Below are 20,873 nucleotides of genomic sequence, written 5' to 3'. Positions count from 1 at the left end.
CTACCCTCTTATCAATTTTATTAGTCGTTTGAATCAAGTAATTGAACAATTCTTTCTAAATCATCCTCTGAAAAATACTCAATTTCAATTTTCCCTTTTTTCTTTCCAGGTTTAATTGCGACAGACGTCCCTAATCTCGTTCTCAAAACATCTTGTCTCTCTTTTAAGAATGGCGATAAAATCACTTTTTTTCGTTTTGTTTCACGTGAAACACGATCATTTAGTTGATTAATTAACTCTTCAATCTCCCTAACACTCAACTTTTCTTTTAATATTTTCTCTACAAGAACCGTAAGTTTTTGTTTGTCTTTTAAACCTAATAGAGCTCGTCCATGCCCCATAGAAAGTTTGCCATCGGAAATAAACTGTTGAACGATCTCAGGAAGATTAAGTAATCGTAAATGATTCGCAATATGAGGGCGACTTTTGCCAACTCGTTCAGCCAACTGCTCTTGAGTTACAGATAAATGTTTCATAAGTTTATCATAGGCAATCGCTTCTTCAATTGGGTTTAAATCTTCACGTTGCAGATTCTCAATTAAAGCTAGCTCCATCATCTTTTGATCGTCTAACTCTTTAACTACAACTGGGACCGTTTTTAAATTGGCACGCTTGGCAGCACGTAAGCGTCTCTCACCAGCGATAATTTCAAAACCTTTTATACTTTTTCTAGCTATAATCGGTTGCAAAATCCCATGTGTTTTTATAGATTCAGAGAGTTCTATTAACGCTTCTTCTGAAAACGTTTTTCGAGGTTGATAAGGATTCGGACGAAGCTCCGTTATTGCTACATCTAGTACTTCATTCTGTTGATTATTTTTGTCCTCAGGGAACAGTGCCTGCAGTCCTTTACCTAACCCTTTCGCCACTCGCAACCACTTCCTTTGCTAGATCTAAATACACTTCTGCTCCTCTTGACTTAGCATCGTAGGTAATGATAGGTTCGCCATGACTTGGTGCTTCCCCTAAACGTACATTACGAGGAATGATCGTATCAAACACTTTCTCACGGAAATACTTTTTCACTTCATCAATAACTTGAATACCTAAATTGGTTCTCGCATCTAACATCGTTAATAACACACCTTCAATTCCAAGATCAGTATTAAGATGTTTTTGAACGAGACGAACCGTATTTAATAACTGACTCAATCCTTCGAGGGCATAATATTCACACTGAACAGGAATAAGCACAGAATCTGATGCTGTCAAAGCATTTATCGTTAAAAGCCCTAAAGATGGAGGGCAATCTATAAAGATATAATCATAGTTTGCAGAAACACTATTTAAAGCTCTTTTCAAACGAACTTCACGCGAAATCGTTGGAACAAGTTCAATTTCAGCACCTGACAATTGAATTGTTGAAGGCAATACATCTAAACGTTCCATTGAAGTTGGCTTTATGACTTGTGAGGCCTCAACATCTTCAACAAGAATGTCATACACACACTCATCAACATCTCCCTTTTCAATGCCTAATCCACTTGTTGCATTTCCTTGAGGGTCAATATCAACAAGTAAAACTCTTTTACCTAAATAAGCCAAACAAGCACTTAAATTTACAGAGGTAGTCGTTTTACCAACTCCACCCTTCTGATTCGCTACGGCAATGATCCTAGCCACACTCAGTCACCTCTTTTCCATTCAAAACTCCAACTCTAGTATATATTAACATATAATTAGAAGAACTTGCTCCCTGCCAGACTAATTTTAAAAAACACTAACTATATTCCCACTCTATCAAGATCAAAGAAGACAAATTAAGGGCATCGAAAAATCCTTTTTAGCAGATTCAAGGATGCAGTAATGGCTCCACACGTTGCACGCCATCTATAATAAAACCACTCCTAGCAAGCTTTTAAAAAATTGCAACAGTTACGCTCATTGCTTAAGAGGCCACTAAAATAGGCGAAAACCACCCTTTTACAGTGGTCTCTAGCAAACTCCGGCAGGGGGCTTAGTTCTTCTTAACCACCTTCCTACTACTCTCACTCTACAAAAAAATAACCTATCTCTTTGATAGATTATTTTTTCGGTATTCGAATAGTAAACTGATAAAACTCATCGTGTTCTTCTTCATCCGTATCTACATGTAAGCCGCTTTTTAATACCATATCGACCGATTGACGAATCGTATTCATCGCAATTCTCATGTCTTTTGAATAAGCTTTTCGAGTTGGTTTCTTTTTGGGAGGTGCTTGTCCTTCTAAAAGAAATTTCACACGTTCTTCCGTTTGTTTTACGTTCAAACTTTTTTCAGTAATTTCTTCTAATAGCTTAACTTGTAACTCCGTGTTTTTTAGTGAGAGTAATGCGCGTGCATGCCGTTCTGAAATTTGACGGTCTAAAATTGCGTTTTGCACAGCCTCAGGAAGGTTTAATAATCTTAGTTTGTTTGCTACCGTAGATTGACCTTTTCCTAGTCGCTGAGCTAGACTTTCTTGCGTTAATCCATGTAACTCAATTAATTTAGCGTAAGCAATGGCTTCTTCAATTGCTGTTAAACCTTCTCTTTGAAGATTTTCAATTAAAGCAATAGATGCAGTTTGTGAATCATTAAAGTCCTTCACTAAAGCTGGTATTGTTTCCCAACCAAGTTTCGTGACAGCTCGCCATCTTCTTTCTCCAGCAATAATTTCAAATTTCCCCTCACGTTCACGAACAACGATAGGTTGAATCACTCCGTGAGTACGAATTGTCTGCGCTAATTCGTCTATTCTTTCTTGATCAAATACTGTACGTGGCTGGAAACGATTTGGTACTATATCTGATATTTTAATTTCTCTTACTTCCTCGTTGCTGCTTAACTCTTCGTTTCCACTTACTTCAACCTCTGCCTGTTGCTTATCACCAAAGCCAAATAGGCGTGAAAACGGTTGCTTCATCGCCTGACACCACCTTCTGATAGTAACCGTCTTTCTAGATTCTACATCCGCTCTTATAAATCCTTCTTTTTTACCTACTTCAGTTATATCCTGCACGCCGTACAGCGTCAAGCAAAACTTACTTTAAGAAACTCAAAAAAAGCTATGTTATTCGGCTTTTTGACAAATTTAAGATAGTTAAACACTAATTAAAAGGAGAGCGAATGTAGTAGATAACTGCACCCTTTTACATTCAAAATGAACATTAAAAAAATAATTTTATCTTCGTGTTCAAAAGGTGATTAACTACTAAAATCACCTTTGAACTTCCTACAATGGTGTTTTATTAGGGGTACCTGGTTTCCGAGGGTATTTCTTAGGAGTCGTTTTCTCTTTTTGAATGGTTATAATATGACGTTCACTTTCTTCAATAGGTAAAACGAATGAATCGTCTGAGATGACTTTTCCTCCTAAGATTTGAATTGCCTTATTAGCATCAACTACTTCATCTGCTGTACCAGCTGCTTTCATCGCAATAAAGTCACCCTTTATCTTAACTAATGGAAGACAAAGTTCAGATAACACTGAGAGTCTAGCTACTGCACGAGCTGTTACAATATCATATTGTTCTCTGTGATCTTTATTTTGGCCAAACGTTTCTGCACGGTCATGGTAAAAAGCAACCCCATCTAACTTTAACTCATTCGCTAAGTGAGTTAGAAAGCCAATTCTTTTATTAAGTGAATCAACAATACTAACATGTAACTCTGGATGAATTATTTTCAGGGGAATACTCGGAAAACCAGCACCTGCACCTACATCTAATAAACGCTGTCCAGCTTTAAAAGGGTAATAAAAACTCGCTGTAATCGAGTCATAAAAGTGCTTTAGGTACACATCATCTTCTTCCGTTATGGCAGTTAAATTCATTTTTTCATTCCATTCAACTAATAACTTAAAATAAAGTTGAAATTGTTCTTCTTGCTTAGCTGACAGTGTAATTCCTCGTTCATGAAGTAATGTCGCGAACTGTTTTTTACTCATAACAACTCTCCATTTTATTTATGTAATTTCAAACAATAATTGCACCCACTGCAAGCAGATGCAGTGGGCTGCACATAAACCTTAATATTGATTACTGTATTTTAGCTAATCGACCTTGCTCAAGATAAACAAGCAATATTGAAATATCAGCAGGATTCACGCCAGAAACGCGTGAAGCTTGCCCAACAGAAAGCGGACGAACCTGCGCAAGTTTTTGTTTAGCCTCTGTTGCTAAACTGTTAATGGCGAAGTAATCAAGATCTTCAGGGATCTTCTTGTTTTCCATTTTCTTTGAACGTTCTACTTGTTGAAGTTGCTTTTCAATATATCCTTCATATTTCACTTGAATTTCTACTTGTTCAGCTACATCTTCAGAAATTTCCGTATCAGGTCGGTCGACTATTTTAGCAATGTGATTATAAGTAAGTTCTGGTCGTTTTAATAGCATTGTTGCTTTAATCCCATCTTGAATTGGGGAAGATCCAGCTTCTTCTAAAATCTTCTTCACTTCTTCAGAAGGTTTTATATTAATTTTTTCTAATCTTGCTTTCTCTACCTCAATTTGCTCTTTCTTTTTCAAGAAACGATCATAACGATCTTGTTTAATTAAACCAATGTTAAAACCTGTTTCTGTCAAGCGCAGATCCGCATTATCATGACGAAGAAGAAGGCGGTATTCCGCACGTGACGTAAGAAGACGATACGGTTCATTTGTCCCTTTCGTTACAAGATCATCTATTAAGACACCAATATAAGCCTCTGAACGATCAAGGATGACTCCGTCTTTCCCTTGTGCTTTTCTAGCTGCATTAATTCCGGCCATAATTCCTTGCCCTGCAGCTTCTTCATATCCTGATGTTCCATTAATTTGACCTGCTGTGAATAAGCCTGGTACTTTTTTCGTTTCAAGAGTTGGCCAAAGTTGAGTAGGAACCATTGCATCATACTCAATTGCATAACCTGGACGCATCATTCTAGCATTTTGCAAGCCAGGAACCGATCTTAATATTTCCAACTGTACATCTTCAGGTAAACTCGTTGATAAGCCCTGCACGTAAACTTCAGATGTATTTCTACCTTCTGGTTCAAGGAAAATTTGGTGCCTTGGCTTATCATTAAAACGAACAATCTTATCTTCAATTGAAGGACAATAACGTGGCCCAGTTCCTTCAATCATCCCTGAATACATCGGAGAACGGCTTAAGTTATTATTAATGATTTGATGAGTTTCTTCACCCGTATATGTTAACCAACAAGGAAGTTGATCGGTTATATACTTCGTCGTTTCATACGAAAAAGCACGTGGTGTATCATCACCTGGTTGGATCTCAGTTTGAGAATAATCTATTGTACTCCCGTTTACACGAGGTGGTGTTCCCGTCTTGAAACGAACCAGATCAAAGCCTAGTTCTTTTAAATGATAAGATAACTGTACGGATGGTTGCATGTTATTAGGACCACTCTCGTAGGATAAATCACCAATAATAATCTTCCCTCTCAAGTAGGTCCCTGTCGTTATAACAACTGCTTTTGCTGCATACTCAGCACCTGTATTTGTGATAACTCCCTTACATACACCATCTTCTACTATTAAACGTTCAACCATTCCTTGACGAAGAAGTAAGTTTTCCGTTTCTTCTATTGTTTTTTTCATTTCATGCTGGTAAAGATACTTATCAGCTTGTGCCCGCAATGCACGAACAGCTGGTCCTTTTCCGGTATTAAGCATCCTCATTTGGATATGGGTTTTATCGATATTTCTTGCCATTTCACCGCCTAGAGCATCAATTTCCCTTACGACAATCCCCTTTGCCGGTCCTCCAACAGATGGATTACAAGGCATATAAGCAACAGCATCTAAATTCAACGTTAACATTAATGTTTTTGCACCCATTCTTGCTGCAGCAAGCCCAGCCTCTACACCTGCGTGACCAGCTCCAACTACAATAACATCATATTGTCCACCTTCATATTTCATCTTTAAAACCTCCTTAGTAACAGAGAGATCTCTGTTTATTTCCCTAAACAAAATTGAGAGAACAATTGATCAATTAAACTCTCATGAACACTATCTCCGATTATTTCACCTAGTAATTCCCATGTTCTTGTAATATCAATTTGAACTAAATCAATTGGAACACCCATGTCAATTCCTGCAATTGCATCTTGAATCGTTGTTTTAGCTTGCTCGAGTAAAGCAATATGTCTTGTATTAGACACATATGTCACGTCTGCTCCTTCTAATGCACCTTCAAAAAATAAATCTGCAATAGCTTGTTCTAATTGCTCGACTCCTTCATCTCGTAAAAGAGAAGTTGTGACTAACGGTCTTCCTTGGTTTAACTTTTTAACTTCGTTTAAATCTATTTTTTGTTCAACGTCGACCTTATTCACAATGACAATGACATTCATTTTTTCTACCGCTTTAAAAAGGGCTTCATCCTCTTGAGATAATACCTCTCCATAGTTTAACACTAACAGTATAAGATCTGCTTTCTTTAACACTTCTCTAGAGCGTTCAACACCAATACGCTCAACAATATCTTCAGTTTCACGAATTCCTGCTGTATCAACAAGTCTTAACGGAACTCCCCTTACATTTACATACTCTTCAATTACATCCCTTGTTGTTCCTGGAATATCGGTAACAATTGCTTTATTTTCTTGAACTAAACTATTTAACAATGAAGATTTCCCCACATTGGGTCTCCCTATAATAACGGTCGATAAACCTTCACGTAAAATCTTTCCTTGGGCTGCTGTTGCCAGAAGAGTTTCAATTTCCTTCACAACAAAGTCTGCTTTTTCCTGAAGGAGGCTGTGGGTCATAACTTCTGCATCATATTCAGGATAATCAATATTAACCTCCACATGCGCAACCGTTTCAAGTAATGCTTGTCTTAGTACTTGGACTTTTTTCGATAATCGTCCATCAATTTGATTCAAAGCGACATTCATCGCTTTATCTGTTTTCGCTCGAATTAAATCAATGACTCCTTCAGCTTGAGAAAGGTCAATTCTTCCGTTTAAAAAAGCTCTTTTCGTAAACTCCCCTGGTTCTGCAAGTCTTGCCCCGTGTTTTAGGGCTAACTGCAGAACTCGGTTTACAGACATGAGACCACCATGACAATTAATCTCTACAACATCTTCTCTTGTAAAAGTTCTTGGTGCACGTAACACCGAAACCATGGCTTCCTCTACTCGCTCACCTGTACTTGCATCTACAATATGACCATAAATAATCGAATGTGACGGAACATCAGAAAGTTGATTTTTTCCTTGATATAATTTATCTGCAATTGCTATGGCATCATCACCACTTAACCGAACTATCCCTATTGCTCCCTCACCCAAAGCTGTTGATATAGCAGCTATTGTGTCAAACTCCATTTTGCTCACCTCTCACTCTTAAACCTTTTCACGTTTCAAAAATATCTATTATATAGTATCGACTTTTTTCAAGAACATATATCATCTATTTGATTCTTTTCATTAAAATTATAGAATAGCACAGCATTTGAGGAAATTCTATTAAAGCAATCTTTAATTCAAAGAAAGGGGTTGTTCCAAAAGGTTTGTTTAAACCTTTCGGGACAACCCCTTTCATCCTAGTGCCTGGGCAGGATTACAATATGCCTACCTAATCCACTTCCTTCAGATCTTGTTTCCACGCCTTTAACACGTTTTAACTTCTCATGAATAATTTTACGCTCTAACGCATTCATCGGTTCTAATGCTGAAGGTTGCTTAATCGTTTTTACTTTATCAGCTACTCGTAGAGCTAATTGTTCAAGCGCTTGCTTGCGACGCTCACGATAATCACCTATATCTAGTTCAATTCGTCTATATTTTTGCTCCCCACGATTACAAACTAGATTTGTTAAATACTCTAATGACTCTAACGTTTGCCCTCTTTTTCCAATTAACCTGCCTGTATCCTCAGTCGCAGTTAGGTGGAAAAGAATCTTATCGTTCGATTCTGTTTTTGTAATCGTTGGTTCTTGACCCATCAATGAGACGGTTGTTTGTAAAAAGGACTGAGCAATTTCAACCGAATCAGGAATAACATGGGCTTCTATTTTTGCAGGTTTTACACCAATAATACCTAAAAAACCTTTTTGTGGCTCTTCTATAACTTGGTAAGAAAGTTGCTCTCTAGTTGTTTGCAACTCACTGACTGCTTTTGCAATGGCCTCTTCAATTGTTTTTCCTGATACAGTTATTGTCACTTCTTTTTACCTCCCGATTTAGGCTTCGATGTTGATTTCCCACCGGCTGTTGCTGTAGCTTCAGCTTTTTTTCCAACATTCGGACCCGTAATGAAGTAAGTTTGAGCAATCATAAAGAGGTTACCTACTACCCAGTAAAGAGTAAGAGCCGCCGGGAAGAAAATCGCAAAAACGAAAATCATAATCGGCATTACATAAAGCAAAATTCGCATTTGTGGATTATCAGTAACCATCATCATCTTTTGTTGAATGAAGGTAGTAGCCCCTGCGATAATTGGTAATAAGAAAATAGGATCTGGAGTTCCAAGTTCAAACCACAAGAACGGGTGATTTCCTATTTCATGTGTACGCATAATTGCATGATAAAACGCAAGTAATATCGGCATTTGAATAAATAATGGTAAACAACCAGCTAAAGGATTAACCCCATGCTCCTGGAACATTCCCATCATTTCTTGTTGAAGCTTCTGTTGAGTTTTTTGGTCTTTCGCACTATATTTTTCACGAAGCTTTTGCATTTCTGGTTGAATTGCTTGCATCGCTTTTGCACTTTTGGTCTGCTTAATCATTAATGGTAAAATTAAAATCCGTAATAATATAGTAACTACAACAATTGACAAACCAAAATTATCATTAAATAGATCTGCAAAATAAATGATCAACCACGATAAAGGATAAACTAGATAAGAATCCCAAAAGCCTGTACTATCTTTTGTAATTGGTTCCTCAATATTAAAACACCCGGTCATCATAACAAGGAGTCCTACAATCAAGGCTATTAAGCCAAACTTTTTAAGCACGTTTTCTCCTCCTGCCATTTAGTTACTTCATATATAAATGATGGTTTTATAAAAACTATTCACTTTTTTAAGACGCGAGCCTTTTTTAAAACGTGAAGTAGACTTTTTTCAACCTCAAAAAAATCCATTGTTGCTGCTGGCTTTCTAGCAATGACAATATAATCATTCCCAGCTAAGACAACCTCTTCTTTCAAACGGAATACTTCTCGTATGTAACGTTTTACTTGATTTCTCGTAACAGCATTCCCTACTTTTTTACTCACGGAAAGGCCAAGCCGAAAATAATCTTGTCCTTGTTTAGGAAGCGTATAAAGAACAAATTGTCTATTTGCAACGGAATTCCCATTATTAAATACCTGCGAAAATTCCTTATTCGTCTTAATCCGTTGCTCTTTCTTCATCTTTTACACTCCTCGATCTCGCTTATACATGATATCGAAAATAAAAGTCTTCTATATTAAAATGAAGTAATTTCTTATTTTTAGTTTGGACAAAAAGATTCAAATTTACCTTTTTGTCCAAACTAGAAAGAAAAAGACCACTGACAACCAGTGGCCTATGCAGATAATACCTTTCTTCCTTTACGACGACGACGAGCTAATACTTTACGGCCATTTTTTGTGCTCATACGTGCACGGAAACCGTGTACCTTTTTACGCTTACGATTATTCGGTTGAAATGTTGGTTTTCCCATCTATAACACCTCCCTGAGGAATAAAACTCATTCTTTAAAGACATTCTTGTAAATTATAAAGAAATATATACCCTCTTGTCAAGATTCTCTTTTTCTCAACCAATTTATTTCTTATAGATACTTCTTTTATTTTTTTATCTTTTATTACTTTTTCCTAATCATATCTGTGATGATCCATTCCAATAGCTACTTAACTCAAATATCAAATTATAAAAGCCACTTCTAAAAGGTTCAACACTTTTCACACAAAAAAACAAACGCGCCCTGTGGATAACCTATTTTCGACATTTTCCGAGTTCTCCCCAACTCTATCGACAAGTTACGCACATATATAGTGTTGTGGATAAAATTAAGACACAACATAAGGTGTTATGTGGATAAATACATTAAACCATTGCGACAGCAGGTTTTTTTTGCTATGATTGAATTGTTTTCACTCGTGGACAAGTATTTAGCTTGTATTTTTGTCCACAGTCTGTGGGTAAAGTTGTGGACATCTTTCTTTTATGTGTGTATTTCTTTCTCCACAGGTTGTTCAGAACTCATTAATAGTAGCTTTTCTACTATATTAATATTTTTGCACATTTGGCTGTGAATGTATAATTATTCGACCATATCCATGAGCTTGTACAAAGATTCGACAAGTTCATGTTTGTTGTTCGTTATTTAGAAAAAAGGAGGCGAAAATTTTGGAGAATATCCATGATTTATGGGACCGGGCTTTGGCTGAGATCGAAAAAAAGGTCAGCAAACCTAGTTTTGAGACATGGTTAAAAGCCACTAAAGCGAATGACATTCAAAATGACACTATTGTCATAACCGCACCGAATGAGTTTGCCCGTGATTGGCTGGAGGATCATTACGCAGAGCTTACCTCTGACATGATAGAGCAATTAACAGGAACACGTTTAAAACCTAAATTCGTTATTCCACAACATGAAATGGAAGAGGATTTCATTCCTGATCCTCTACCCAAAAAACAAACGAAGCAGGAACAGAATTCAGCCAATACCACACCTAAAACTATGCTTAACGAAAAGTATATGTTTGATACATTTGTTATAGGCTCAGGAAATCGCTTTGCTCACGCTGCCTCTTTAGCTGTTGCTGAAGCACCAGCTAAAGCTTATAATCCACTTTTTATTTATGGGGGTGTCGGGCTAGGAAAAACACACTTAATGCATGCCATTGGCCATTATGTTATGGATCATAATCCTAATGCAAAAGTCGTTTATTTATCCTCTGAGAAATTTACAAACGAATTTATTAATGCGATTCGTGATAATAAAGCTGTTAATTTTCGCAATAAGTATCGAAACGTTGACGTTTTACTTATAGATGATATTCAGTTCCTAGCTGGAAAAGAACAAACACAAGAAGAATTTTTTCATACTTTTAATGCTCTACATGAGGAATCAAAGCAAATTGTTATATCAAGTGATCGCCCACCTAAAGAAATCCCTACTTTAGAGGACCGACTTAGATCAAGATTTGAATGGGGTTTGATTACAGATATTACTCCACCTGATCTTGAAACTAGAATTGCTATCTTACGCAAGAAAGCAAAAGCTGAAAATCTTGATATACCAAACGAAGTCATGCTTTACATTGCAAATCAAATTGATACAAACATAAGGGAGCTTGAGGGAGCACTCATTCGTGTTGTTGCTTATTCTTCTTTAATTAATCAAGATATGAATGCTGATTTAGCAGCTGAAGCATTAAAAGATATTATCCCTAACTCAAAGCCAAGAATCTTAACGATTACGGATATTCAGAAGCTCGTTGGTGAACATTATCATGTAAAACTAGAAGATTTCAAAGCTAAGAAGCGCACAAAATCAGTCGCCTTCCCTAGACAAATCGCTATGTATCTTTCTAGAGAATTAACAGATGCTTCTTTACCTAAGATCGGTAGTGAGTTTGGAGGCCGAGATCATACGACTGTCATCCATGCTCATGAAAAAATATCTACTTTACTTGCAACAGATCGTGAACTTCAAGATAAAGTGCAAGAATTAATAGATCTACTAAGAAATTAATCTTAAAAATCATTGTGTGTATTGTGAATAAAGTGTACGCACCTATTAACACATTACTAACATGTGAATAACTAGTCATTCTGTAACAAAAAGCGACTTATCCACAAATTCACAGGCCCTATTACTATTACTACTATCTTTTTAAAACATAAATATAATTATTAAGGAGATTTATTATGCGTTTTACTATTAATCGTGATCGTTTTGTTCATGATGTTCAAAATGTGACAAAAGCAGTTTCTTCAAGAACAACTATTCCGATTTTAACTGGTATAAAAATAGTAGCTCATTCAGAAGGAATTACTCTTACAGGTAGTGACTCAGATATCTCAATTGAAACATTTATTCCGATTGAAGAAGAAGGAACTGAAATTGTCACTATTGATGAACAAGGTAGTATCGTTCTTCAGGCTCGTTTCTTCGCAGAAATTGTTAAAAAATTGCCTGGAGATAATATTGAATTGATTGTCCAAGATCAATTTGCTACAACTATTCGCTCAGGTTCTTCAGTTTTTAATTTAAATGGACTTGATCCCGAGGAGTATCCTCGTCTTCCTCAATTGGAAGAAGACTTATTATTCCGTTTGCCGCAAGATATTTTGAAAAATGTCATAAGGCAAACTGTCTTCGCGGTGTCCACTCAGGAAACACGTCCAGTGTTGACAGGTGTAAACTTAGAAACTGAAAATAGTGACTTAATCTGTACTGCAACAGATAGTCACAGGTTAGCAATGAGGAAAGCAACTATTCAAAAAAACGATGAAGGACTTGTTTTCTCGAATGTAGTCATCCCTGGGAAAAGTTTGAATGAACTAAGTAAGATCATTGAAGACAACAATGATCTAATTGATGTTGTTGTAACTGAAAATCAAGTTTTATTCAAAATGAAAAATCTTCTTTTCTTCTCAAGATTACTTGAAGGAAAATATCCAGTTACAAAAAGTATGATCCCGACTCAGTCTAAAACGACTCTTCGTTTAAAAACGAAACCTTTTCTTCAAACTCTAGAACGTGCTTTACTTTTATCTAGAGAAGGGAAAAACAATGTAATTAATTTGAAAACAATAGACAGTGGTCTTGTTGAAATCACTTCAATTTCCCCTGAAGTTGGTAAGGTAACAGAAAACATTGAAACGGATGTACAAGGAGAAGAAATGAGAATTTCCTTTAACGGTAAAAATATTATTGATGCGTTGAAGGTTATTGATAGTGAAGAAATTGATATTGTATTTACCGGCGCAATGAGTCCGTTTGTCATTCGTCCAATCGATCATGATCAATATCTACACTTATTCTCACCGGTCAGAACTTACTAAAAATAGTGAAGTTCATCCTTTTTTAGTGAAACTACTTGGCTTACATGCTGTGGTTTAGTACAATGTAAAGATAGATAATCGAATGTAATTTAAAGAGACAGCAAATCGCCAATGAATTGCTGTCTTCACTTTGCTAGACGAATTATTTAAACGGAAAGAGTGATTAAGTTGAATCAAATCGTCATTTCAACAGCTTACATAACACTAGGACAATTGCTAAAGGAAGTTGGAATTATAGATACTGGAGGTATGGCTAAATGGTATCTATCTGAGCATATTGTTTATGTAAATGGTGAAGAGGAAAACCGTCGTGGTAAAAAGCTTGTACCTGGAGATGAGATAACTCTTGTGGATGGGACTGTATATCAAATTGTTGAGAACTAGGGGGAAGCCCTTTTGAAATTAAAACAACTGACACTAAGGCAATTCCGCAATTACCAAAATGTGGAATTAGCATTTGATCAACAAGTGAATGTCTTCTTAGGAGAAAATGCTCAAGGGAAAACAAATATCATTGAGGCTATTTATGTTCTAGCATTAGCAAAATCTCACCGTACTTCTAAGGATAAAGAGTTAATTGGTTGGAATCATGATTTCGCTAAAATCCAAGGTAAGATAGAGAAAAAGTCTAGTTTACTTGAATTAGAGTTGATCTTATCGACAAAGGGTAAAAAAGGTAAGGTTAATGGCTTAGAACAAAAAAAGCTAAGTGAATATATTGGTGCAGCAACGTGGTCATGTTTGCTCCAGAAGATTTAAATCTGGTTAAAGGTAGTCCCCAAGTAAGAAGAAGGTTTCTAGATATGGAAATTGGACAAATCAGTCGTGTTTATTTGCATCATTTAGGACTCTATCAAAAAGTTCTCCTGCAAAGAAATCACTTATTAAAATCCCTCCAAATAAACAAGGGTTCCAAAGAAATGTTAGACGTGTTAACTGATCAAATGATTGTGTTAGCTGCAGAAGTGACGAAAAGAAGATTTGAATTTATTAAACGACTTCAAAAGTGGGCTGAACAAATACATCATGATATTAGTAGGGGAAAGGAAAAACTAGAGATCTCTTATGTTCCTTCTAGTAACGTATCAGATGAGATGGATTTGTCGATGATAAAAGAAGAGTTATATAAAACGTACGAAAAGCAAAAAACACGTGAAATACAGCGAGGAGTTACTCTTTTTGGACCACATCGAGATGATCTTGGTTTTGTTATAAATCATCATGATGTTCAAACTTATGGATCTCAAGGGCAACAAAGAACAACGGCTCTAGCCCTTAAATTAGCCGAAATTGAATTAATTTATTCAGAAATAGGCGAATATCCAATTTTACTATTGGACGATGTTTTATCAGAGTTAGATGATTATAGACAATCACATCTTTTACAAACCATTCAAAATCGCGTTCAAACCTTTGTAACTACAACTAACATAGCTGGGATTGATCATCAAACATTAAACCAAGCGAACATTTGTAAGGTTTCTGAAGGGACAATTTCATCTTAATAGATCGGGCGGTGAGTTGATTGTTTATTCATTTAGGTGGAGATTTCATTATTAGATCAAAAGACATCATTGCTATTTTAAATTGGGACGTTCATGAGCAGTCGACGATTACAGGACTTTATCTAAAAGCAGAAGCGAAGAGAAAAAAGAAAATTATTATTTCCGAAGAATACATTAAGTCTATCGTAGTAACCGACGAAGAAATCTATTACTCACCCGTTTCTTCTTTAACCTTAAATAGAAGAGCGCAAGGGTTAGCCCTGTTAGACCTTAATATAGAGAGCGAAACTGAATATGAAGGATAAACCTCTGTAATTAAATCGGAGTTAATGTTAAAATAAAATGTTCAGTTTAAAAATTAAAGAACATTTAAAAATATATATGATCTGATCGATATTGAAGAATGAAGGTGATCTATTTGGCAGAACAACATTCTACACAACAAGCTTATGATGAAAGTCAAATACAAGTACTAGAAGGCTTAGAAGCCGTTCGAAAACGCCCTGGTATGTATATTGGATCAACTAGTGCGCGTGGTTTGCACCACCTTGTCTGGGAAATTGTTGATAATAGTATAGATGAGGCTATGGCTGGTCATTGTGATACGATCAAAGTTATGATCGAGGAAGATAATAGTATTACTGTTGAAGATAACGGCCGAGGAATTCCAGTTGGGATTCATGAAAAAATGGGGCGTCCTGCTGTTGAAGTAATCATGACCGTCCTCCATGCAGGTGGTAAATTTGGAGGCGGAGGCTATAAAGTTTCTGGAGGTTTGCACGGTGTTGGTGCTTCTGTTGTTAATGCATTATCAACGATTCTAGAAGTTAAAGTTCACCGCGAAGGCCAAATTCACTATCAAAAATATGAAAGAGGTGTACCAGCTGCTGATTTAGAAGTAGTTGGTGAAACTGAGAAACGCGGAACAGTTATTCACTTTAAACCTGACCCAGAAATATTTCAAGAAACGACTGTTTATGACTTTGATACATTAGCTTCAAGACTACGTGAGTTAGCTTTCTTAAATAAAGGTTTAACCATTATGATTGAGGATAAACGCCCTGAAGGCAAAGAAAAAACGTACCACTATGAAGGTGGTATTGCTTCTTTTGTCGAGCATCTTAATAGATCTCGTGAAGTTCTACATGAAGAGCCTATTCATATTGAAAGTGAAAAAGAAGGCTTAACTGTTGAAGTAGCAGTCCAATACAATGATAGTTACACCAGCAATATCTACTCATTTGCTAATAACATTAATACTCATGAAGGTGGAACACATGAATCTGGTTTTAAAACCGGTTTAACTCGAGTGATTAATGATTACGCCAGAAAAAATGGTTTGTTTAAAGATAGTGACCCGAACTTAACAGGTGATGATGTTCGTGAAGGTCTGACCGCTATTATCTCTGTGAAAATTCCTGATCCACAGTTTGAAGGACAAACGAAAACAAAGTTAGGAAATAGTGAAGCAAGAACGATTACAGATTCACTGTTCAGTGAAGCCTTCTCTCGTTTTCTAAGTGAACACCCACCAGTTGCTAGAAAGATTGTAGATAAAGGTCTTATGGCATCACGAGCTCGTGAAGCTGCAAAGAAAGCGCGTGAATTAACTCGTCGCAAAAGTGCCCTTGAAGTAAGTTCGCTTCCAGGTAAGCTTGCCGACTGTTCTTCTAAAGATGCTTCTATAAGTGAAATTTATATCGTAGAGGGTGATTCCGCAGGTGGTTCGGCGAAACAAGGACGTGATCGTCATTTCCAAGCTATTTTGCCACTACGCGGAAAAATTATTAACGTTGAGAAAGCAAGACTAGATAAAATTCTAGCCAATAATGAAATTAGGGCTATGATTACAGCATTTGGAACAGGTATTGGTGATGATTTTGATATTGAAAAAGCAAGATATCATAAAATTATCATTATGACTGATGCCGATGTCGATGGTGCTCATATTAGAACTTTAATATTAACGTTTTTCTATCGTTATATGCGTCCATTGATTGAACATGGTTATGTATACATTGCTCAACCGCCACTTTATAAGATTAGTCAAGGTAGAGATGTGAGTTATGTATATTCAGATAAAGAGCTAGAAGAAGCTTTAAAAGATATTCCTAACAAAGATAAATTAGGAATTCAACGTTACAAAGGTCTAGGAGAAATGAATCCAACTCAATTATGGGAAACAACTATGGATCCAGAACATCGCACGGTCTTACAAGTTACGTTGGAAGATGCAATTAAAGCTGATGAAATTTTTGAAATCTTAATGGGTGACCGTGTAGAACCACGTCGTGACTTTATTCAAGAGAATGCACAGTATGTACAAAATCTTGATATTTAATAGGTGGAAAAAATTCTGCAAAAACAGAGCTGTATTTTTATTACTTCTTAAGAAGATGATATGCGACAAATCTGTTTACGCCTTGGGACACACAAGCATTTAGGCTTGGAGATGGAGGTTTATTGTAATGGCTGAGGAAGAACAATTAAGAGTTAGAGAGCGGAATATTAGTCAAGAAATGAAGTCATCCTTTATGGACTATGCGATGAGTGTTATTGTCAGTCGCGCCCTGCCCGATGTTAGGGATGGTTTAAAACCTGTTCATCGTCGTATTTTATATGCAATGAATGAGTTGGGTATGACTTCTGATAAAGCATACAAAAAGTCAGCGCGTATTGTTGGAGAAGTTATCGGTAAGTATCATCCACACGGTGACTCGGCTGTATACGAAACAATGGTACGTATGGCACAAGATTTCAGTTACCGTTATATGTTAATAGATGGACACGGAAACTTTGGATCTGTCGATGGTGACTCTGCTGCTGCAATGCGTTATACAGAAGCAAAAATGTCTAAGATCTCAATGGAACTTGTTCGTGATATTAATAAAGACACGATTGATTATCAAGACAATTATGATGGCAGTGAAAGAGAACCAAAAGTTCTCCCTGCGAGATTTCCTAATCTTTTAGTAAATGGAGCTGCAGGAATAGCCGTTGGAATGGCTACGAATATTCCACCTCACCAATTAGGTGAAATTATTGACGGAGTTCTTGCGCTTTCAAAAGATCGTGATTTAACGATTCAAGACTTAATGGAGTATATTCCAGGACCAGATTTCCCTACTGGTGCTGAAATTTTAGGACGTTCAGGTATTCGTAAAGCCTATCAAACTGGTCGAGGTTCAATTACTTTACGGGCTAAGTCTTATATTGAAGAGCATAACGGGAAGCCGAGAATTATTTTCACTGAAATTCCATATCAAGTTAACAAAGCGAGATTAATTGAAAAAATTGCTGAGTTAGTTCGTGAGAAAAAGATTGATGGAATCACAGATCTACGTGATGAATCCGATCGTACTGGAATGAGAATTGTAATAGAACTACGACGTGATGCGAATGCCAATGTTTTATTAAATAATTTATATAAGCAAACGGCACTTCAATCAAGCTTTGGAATTAATCTACTTGCGTTAGTTAATGGACAACCTAAAGTATTAAATTTAAAAGAATGTTTAGAGCACTACCTAGATCATCAGGTTGTTGTAATAAGACGCCGTACAGCATTTGAACTTCGTAAAGCAGAAGCACGTGCACACATTTTAGAAGGTTTACGTATTGCCCTAGATCATCTTGACGAAGTTATTAATTTAATTCGTGCTTCTCAGACGACAGAGATGGCAAGAACTGGCTTAATGGAGCGATTTGAGCTTAGTTATGAACAAGCACAAGCTATCCTTGATATGCGTTTACAACGTTTAACTGGTTTAGAACGCGACAAGATTGAAGGGGAATATCAAGAGTTGGTGGCACGTATTGCAGAACTTAAAGCAATCTTAGCCGATAATGAGCGAGTATTAGAAATCATTCGTGAAGAGCTTTCTGAAATCAAAGCAAAGTTTAATGACGAACGTCGTACCGTTATTTCTATGAGTGAAGAGCAATTTGAAGATGAGGACTTAATTCCTCGTACGAATATTGCTATAACCATCTCTCATAATGGTTATATTAAACGTCTGCCAATTTCTACTTACAGAGCTCAAAAACGTGGTGGAAAAGGAATACAAGGGATGGGAACAAATGATAATGATTTTGTTCAACATCTTTTTACGACTAGCTCTCACCACACTATTTTGTTCTTTACGAATAAAGGGAAGGTATATCGCTTAAAAGGATATGAAATTCCTGAATTGGGACGTACAGCAAAAGGTATACCGATTATTAACCTTTTACAAATAGAGCAAGGCGAATATGTAAGTACGGTTATTCCTATCGATGATTTTAAAGATGATTCTTATCTATTCTTCTTAACGAAATATGGAGTTGCGAAAAGAACGGAACTTTCATCATTTGCTAATATTAGAAAAGGTGGGTTATTTGCTATTACTCTTCGTGACGAAGATGAACTCCATGGCGTTCGTCTAACAGATGGTCATCAAGAATTAATCATTGGAACAAAACACGGAATGTCAATCCGCTTCCCTGAAAATGATGTTAGGTTAATGGGACGTACAGCAGCAGGGGTTCGAGGAATCTCACTTGCTGGTGATGATCATGTTGTTGGTATGGATATAATAGAAGAAGATCATGACGTTTTAATCGTTACAGAGAAAGGGTACGGCAAGCGTACTCCAATTGATGAATACCGCATTCAAAATCGTGGTGGGAAAGGTATTAAAACTTGTAACATTACTGAGAGAAACGGTAATCTTGTAGCCTTAAAAGTAGTTGGTAATAATCATGACATTATGATTATTACAGTTAGTGGAGTCATTATTAGAACTCAAGTCGAAGGAATTTCAACCACAGGGCGTAACACACAAGGAGTTACTTTAATTCGTGTAAATGAAGGCGAGGAAGTTGCAACTGTTGCTCGAGTTGATATTAATGAAGATGAAGATATTGAGTCTGAAGAAACAAATGAAGAAACAGTAACTAATGATTCACCTGAAAACAAAGAAGAAGAGTCTACTGAAGTTGAAGAGAACAATCAATCTGAAACTGAAGAATAGATCTAATTTAAAAGAGATGTTACAGGAATGATTTATTCTGTGACATCTCTTTTTCCTTATCTACCATCTTTTCTTGGCATCTTTCCTAAAGTATAATAAATACACGAAGAAATAGAATTGTCTTGAAGGAAGAAGGTTATTGTATGAAAGTTAAACCAGCGCAGCTGCAAAAGGGATGTATTACAACCAAAGATATTGAAGGTTTAACAGACTTTCCTATCGTGAAAGAAAATACAATACTAACTGATGAGTTAATTGAAATATTAAAGTTATTTCTAGTAAAACAAGTTGAAGTAGAATCTGTACTGGTAAATGGTGAGAAATTCAGTCCGCTTGAAGTTATTGAAGAAGAAAACTTTGAGGATTATCATACACCTGAAAAAGAATTTCTTCTAATTTACTTAGAAGCTGTTAAACAATATAAAAAACTATTTCAGTCATGGCAAGCAGGCCGGAAAGTTGAAATGCTTGAAATAAGGACTTTGTTCACTCCTCTTTTTGAGAAGATTATTGAAAGACCAGATGCTTTGCTACAATTACACCATTATAGTAATAAAGAAGATTATTTATATCATCATTCTGTTTTCGTTGGACTTCTATCAGCTTTTATAGGTTTTAAGATGAAGCTTGAAAAGAAAGATTGGTTGAAGATTGGTTTTGCTGGGGTATTAGCCGATATAGGAATGACGAAAGTATCTCCATCTATTTTAAAGAAAACCAGTTCCTTATCTTCAATTGAGTTTGAAGAGATAAAAAAACATCCTATTCACAGTTATAAGATGTTAAAAGGTGTGACTGGAGTATCAGATACCATTTTACTCACTGTACTTCAACATCATGAGCGCTATGACGGAAGTGGGTACCCATTAGCGACAAATTCAGATAAGATTCACTTGTTCAGTCAAATAGTAGCAGTAGCTGATGTCTATCATGCTATGACATCTGAACGCTATTATCGTGGGAAAAGAGCGCCTTTACTAGTTTTAGAAGAAATTAATAAAGAGCAATTTGGGAAGTTTGATGTCAAAGTAGTTCAAACTCTTTTTCAATCCCTTGTTCAATTTTCTTTAGGTGATAAAGTACGATTATCGTCTGGAGAAGAAGCAGAAGTTATCTTTATGGATCAGCAAATGTTAACAAGGCCGATAGTGAAACTTCTTTCTAACGAAGAGATAATTCAACTCTCTCAACATTTATCTATTCATATTGAAGAAATCTTATAAAAAGAGTTGCATATCTTTTATGTTTTGTGTTATATTATTCCTTGTCGCCAAAACAAACGACATTATTTTCTTAAAAAAACTATTGACACTTAATTAGTTATGAGGTAAGATAATAAAGTTGCTGTTGAGCGACAAGTTAAAAGA

17 protein-coding genes and 1 pseudogene are annotated in these 20,873 nt (G+C 36.2%); 8 read left to right on the top strand and 10 right to left on the bottom strand.

Annotation, left to right across the window (positions count from 1 at the left end; all coding sequences use genetic code 11):
* Positions 1–20: 20 nt before the first annotated feature.
* The 10 genes from JCM9157_RS06775 to rpmH form a co-directional block, all read right to left on the bottom strand.
* A complete protein-coding gene (locus tag JCM9157_RS06775; protein WP_035663305.1) occupies positions 21–869 on the bottom strand; it encodes a ParB/RepB/Spo0J family partition protein in 849 nt (282 codons plus the stop codon).
* The gene (locus tag JCM9157_RS06770) at positions 850–1,623 is read right to left on the bottom strand and encodes a ParA family protein (protein ID WP_035663304.1); all 774 of its coding nucleotides are present in this window, start codon (positions 1,621–1,623) and stop codon (positions 850–852) included. Before JCM9157_RS06770 ends, JCM9157_RS06775 begins: the two co-directional genes overlap by 20 nt.
* 401 nt (positions 1,624–2,024) lie before the next feature.
* Entirely contained in the window at positions 2,025–2,885 is an 861-nt protein-coding gene (gene noc, locus JCM9157_RS06765; RefSeq protein ID WP_035663302.1) for a nucleoid occlusion protein, read from the bottom strand.
* A 309-nt stretch (positions 2,886–3,194) separates the two neighbouring features.
* Complete coding sequence (rsmG, locus tag JCM9157_RS06760; RefSeq protein ID WP_035663299.1) at positions 3,195–3,908, bottom strand: 16S rRNA (guanine(527)-N(7))-methyltransferase RsmG; 714 nt, start codon at positions 3,906–3,908, stop codon at positions 3,195–3,197.
* A gap of 91 nt (positions 3,909–3,999) precedes the next feature.
* Positions 4,000–5,886, bottom strand: coding sequence for a tRNA uridine-5-carboxymethylaminomethyl(34) synthesis enzyme MnmG (gene mnmG, locus JCM9157_RS06755; protein ID WP_035663297.1), 1,887 nt, complete (start codon positions 5,884–5,886; stop codon positions 4,000–4,002).
* Between the two features lie 35 nt (positions 5,887–5,921).
* Positions 5,922–7,298: a tRNA uridine-5-carboxymethylaminomethyl(34) synthesis GTPase MnmE gene (gene mnmE / locus JCM9157_RS06750; protein WP_035663296.1), complete on the bottom strand. Its 1,377-nt coding sequence runs from the start codon at positions 7,296–7,298 to the stop codon at positions 5,922–5,924.
* 218 nt (positions 7,299–7,516) lie between these two features.
* A complete protein-coding gene (jag, locus tag JCM9157_RS06745) occupies positions 7,517–8,137 on the bottom strand; it encodes an RNA-binding cell elongation regulator Jag/EloR (RefSeq protein WP_035663294.1) in 621 nt (206 codons plus the stop codon).
* Positions 8,134–8,937: a YidC family membrane integrase SpoIIIJ gene (gene spoIIIJ, locus JCM9157_RS06740; protein WP_081734084.1), complete on the bottom strand. Its 804-nt coding sequence runs from the start codon at positions 8,935–8,937 to the stop codon at positions 8,134–8,136. The genes jag and spoIIIJ overlap by 4 nt, the downstream gene beginning before the upstream one ends.
* Positions 8,938–8,996: 59 nt before the next feature.
* Positions 8,997–9,338, bottom strand: a complete 342-nt coding sequence (rnpA, locus tag JCM9157_RS06735) for a ribonuclease P protein component (RefSeq protein ID WP_035663292.1) — start codon at positions 9,336–9,338, stop codon at positions 8,997–8,999.
* 155 nt (positions 9,339–9,493) lie between these two features.
* Positions 9,494–9,631, bottom strand: a complete 138-nt coding sequence (gene rpmH, locus JCM9157_RS06730) for a 50S ribosomal protein L34 (protein WP_003323480.1) — start codon at positions 9,629–9,631, stop codon at positions 9,494–9,496.
* A 689-nt stretch (positions 9,632–10,320) separates the two neighbouring features.
* On the opposite strand from rpmH, the gene dnaA reads away from it, so the two are divergent.
* From dnaA to JCM9157_RS06690, 8 genes and pseudogenes are all read left to right on the top strand, one after another.
* The gene (gene dnaA / locus JCM9157_RS06725; RefSeq protein WP_035663290.1) at positions 10,321–11,673 is read left to right on the top strand and encodes a chromosomal replication initiator protein DnaA; all 1,353 of its coding nucleotides are present in this window, start codon (positions 10,321–10,323) and stop codon (positions 11,671–11,673) included.
* Between the two features lie 176 nt (positions 11,674–11,849).
* Entirely contained in the window at positions 11,850–12,989 is a 1,140-nt protein-coding gene (gene dnaN, locus JCM9157_RS06720; protein ID WP_035663289.1) for a DNA polymerase III subunit beta, read from the top strand.
* A gap of 168 nt (positions 12,990–13,157) precedes the next feature.
* Entirely contained in the window at positions 13,158–13,373 is a 216-nt protein-coding gene (gene yaaA, locus JCM9157_RS06715) for a S4 domain-containing protein YaaA (protein ID WP_035663287.1), read from the top strand.
* 12 nt (positions 13,374–13,385) lie between these two features.
* Positions 13,386–14,494, top strand: a pseudogene (gene recF / locus JCM9157_RS06710) (DNA replication/repair protein RecF).
* Positions 14,495–14,514: 20 nt separating this feature from the next.
* Entirely contained in the window at positions 14,515–14,799 is a 285-nt protein-coding gene (gene remB, locus JCM9157_RS06705; RefSeq protein WP_035663285.1) for an extracellular matrix regulator RemB, read from the top strand.
* A 113-nt stretch (positions 14,800–14,912) separates the two neighbouring features.
* Positions 14,913–16,835, top strand: coding sequence for a DNA topoisomerase (ATP-hydrolyzing) subunit B (gene gyrB, locus JCM9157_RS06700; RefSeq protein WP_439644332.1), 1,923 nt, complete (start codon positions 14,913–14,915; stop codon positions 16,833–16,835).
* 127 nt (positions 16,836–16,962) lie between these two features.
* Positions 16,963–19,506 carry a DNA gyrase subunit A gene (gene gyrA / locus JCM9157_RS06695; protein WP_035663282.1) on the top strand — a complete coding sequence of 848 codons (2,544 nt, stop codon included), beginning with the start codon at positions 16,963–16,965 and terminating at the stop codon, positions 19,504–19,506.
* Positions 19,507–19,649: 143 nt separating this feature from the next.
* Positions 19,650–20,729, top strand: coding sequence for an HD-GYP domain-containing protein (locus tag JCM9157_RS06690; RefSeq protein WP_035663280.1), 1,080 nt, complete (start codon positions 19,650–19,652; stop codon positions 20,727–20,729).
* The last annotated feature ends 144 nt before the right edge of the window (positions 20,730–20,873 follow it).

Source organism: Halalkalibacter akibai JCM 9157 (assembly GCF_000513135.1).
GTDB classification, from domain to species: Bacteria; Bacillota; Bacilli; order Bacillales; family Bacillaceae_D; genus Halalkalibacter; species Halalkalibacter akibai.
Note: the sequence above shows the minus strand (reverse complement) of the source record. Positions and strands in the feature narration are given on the sequence as shown.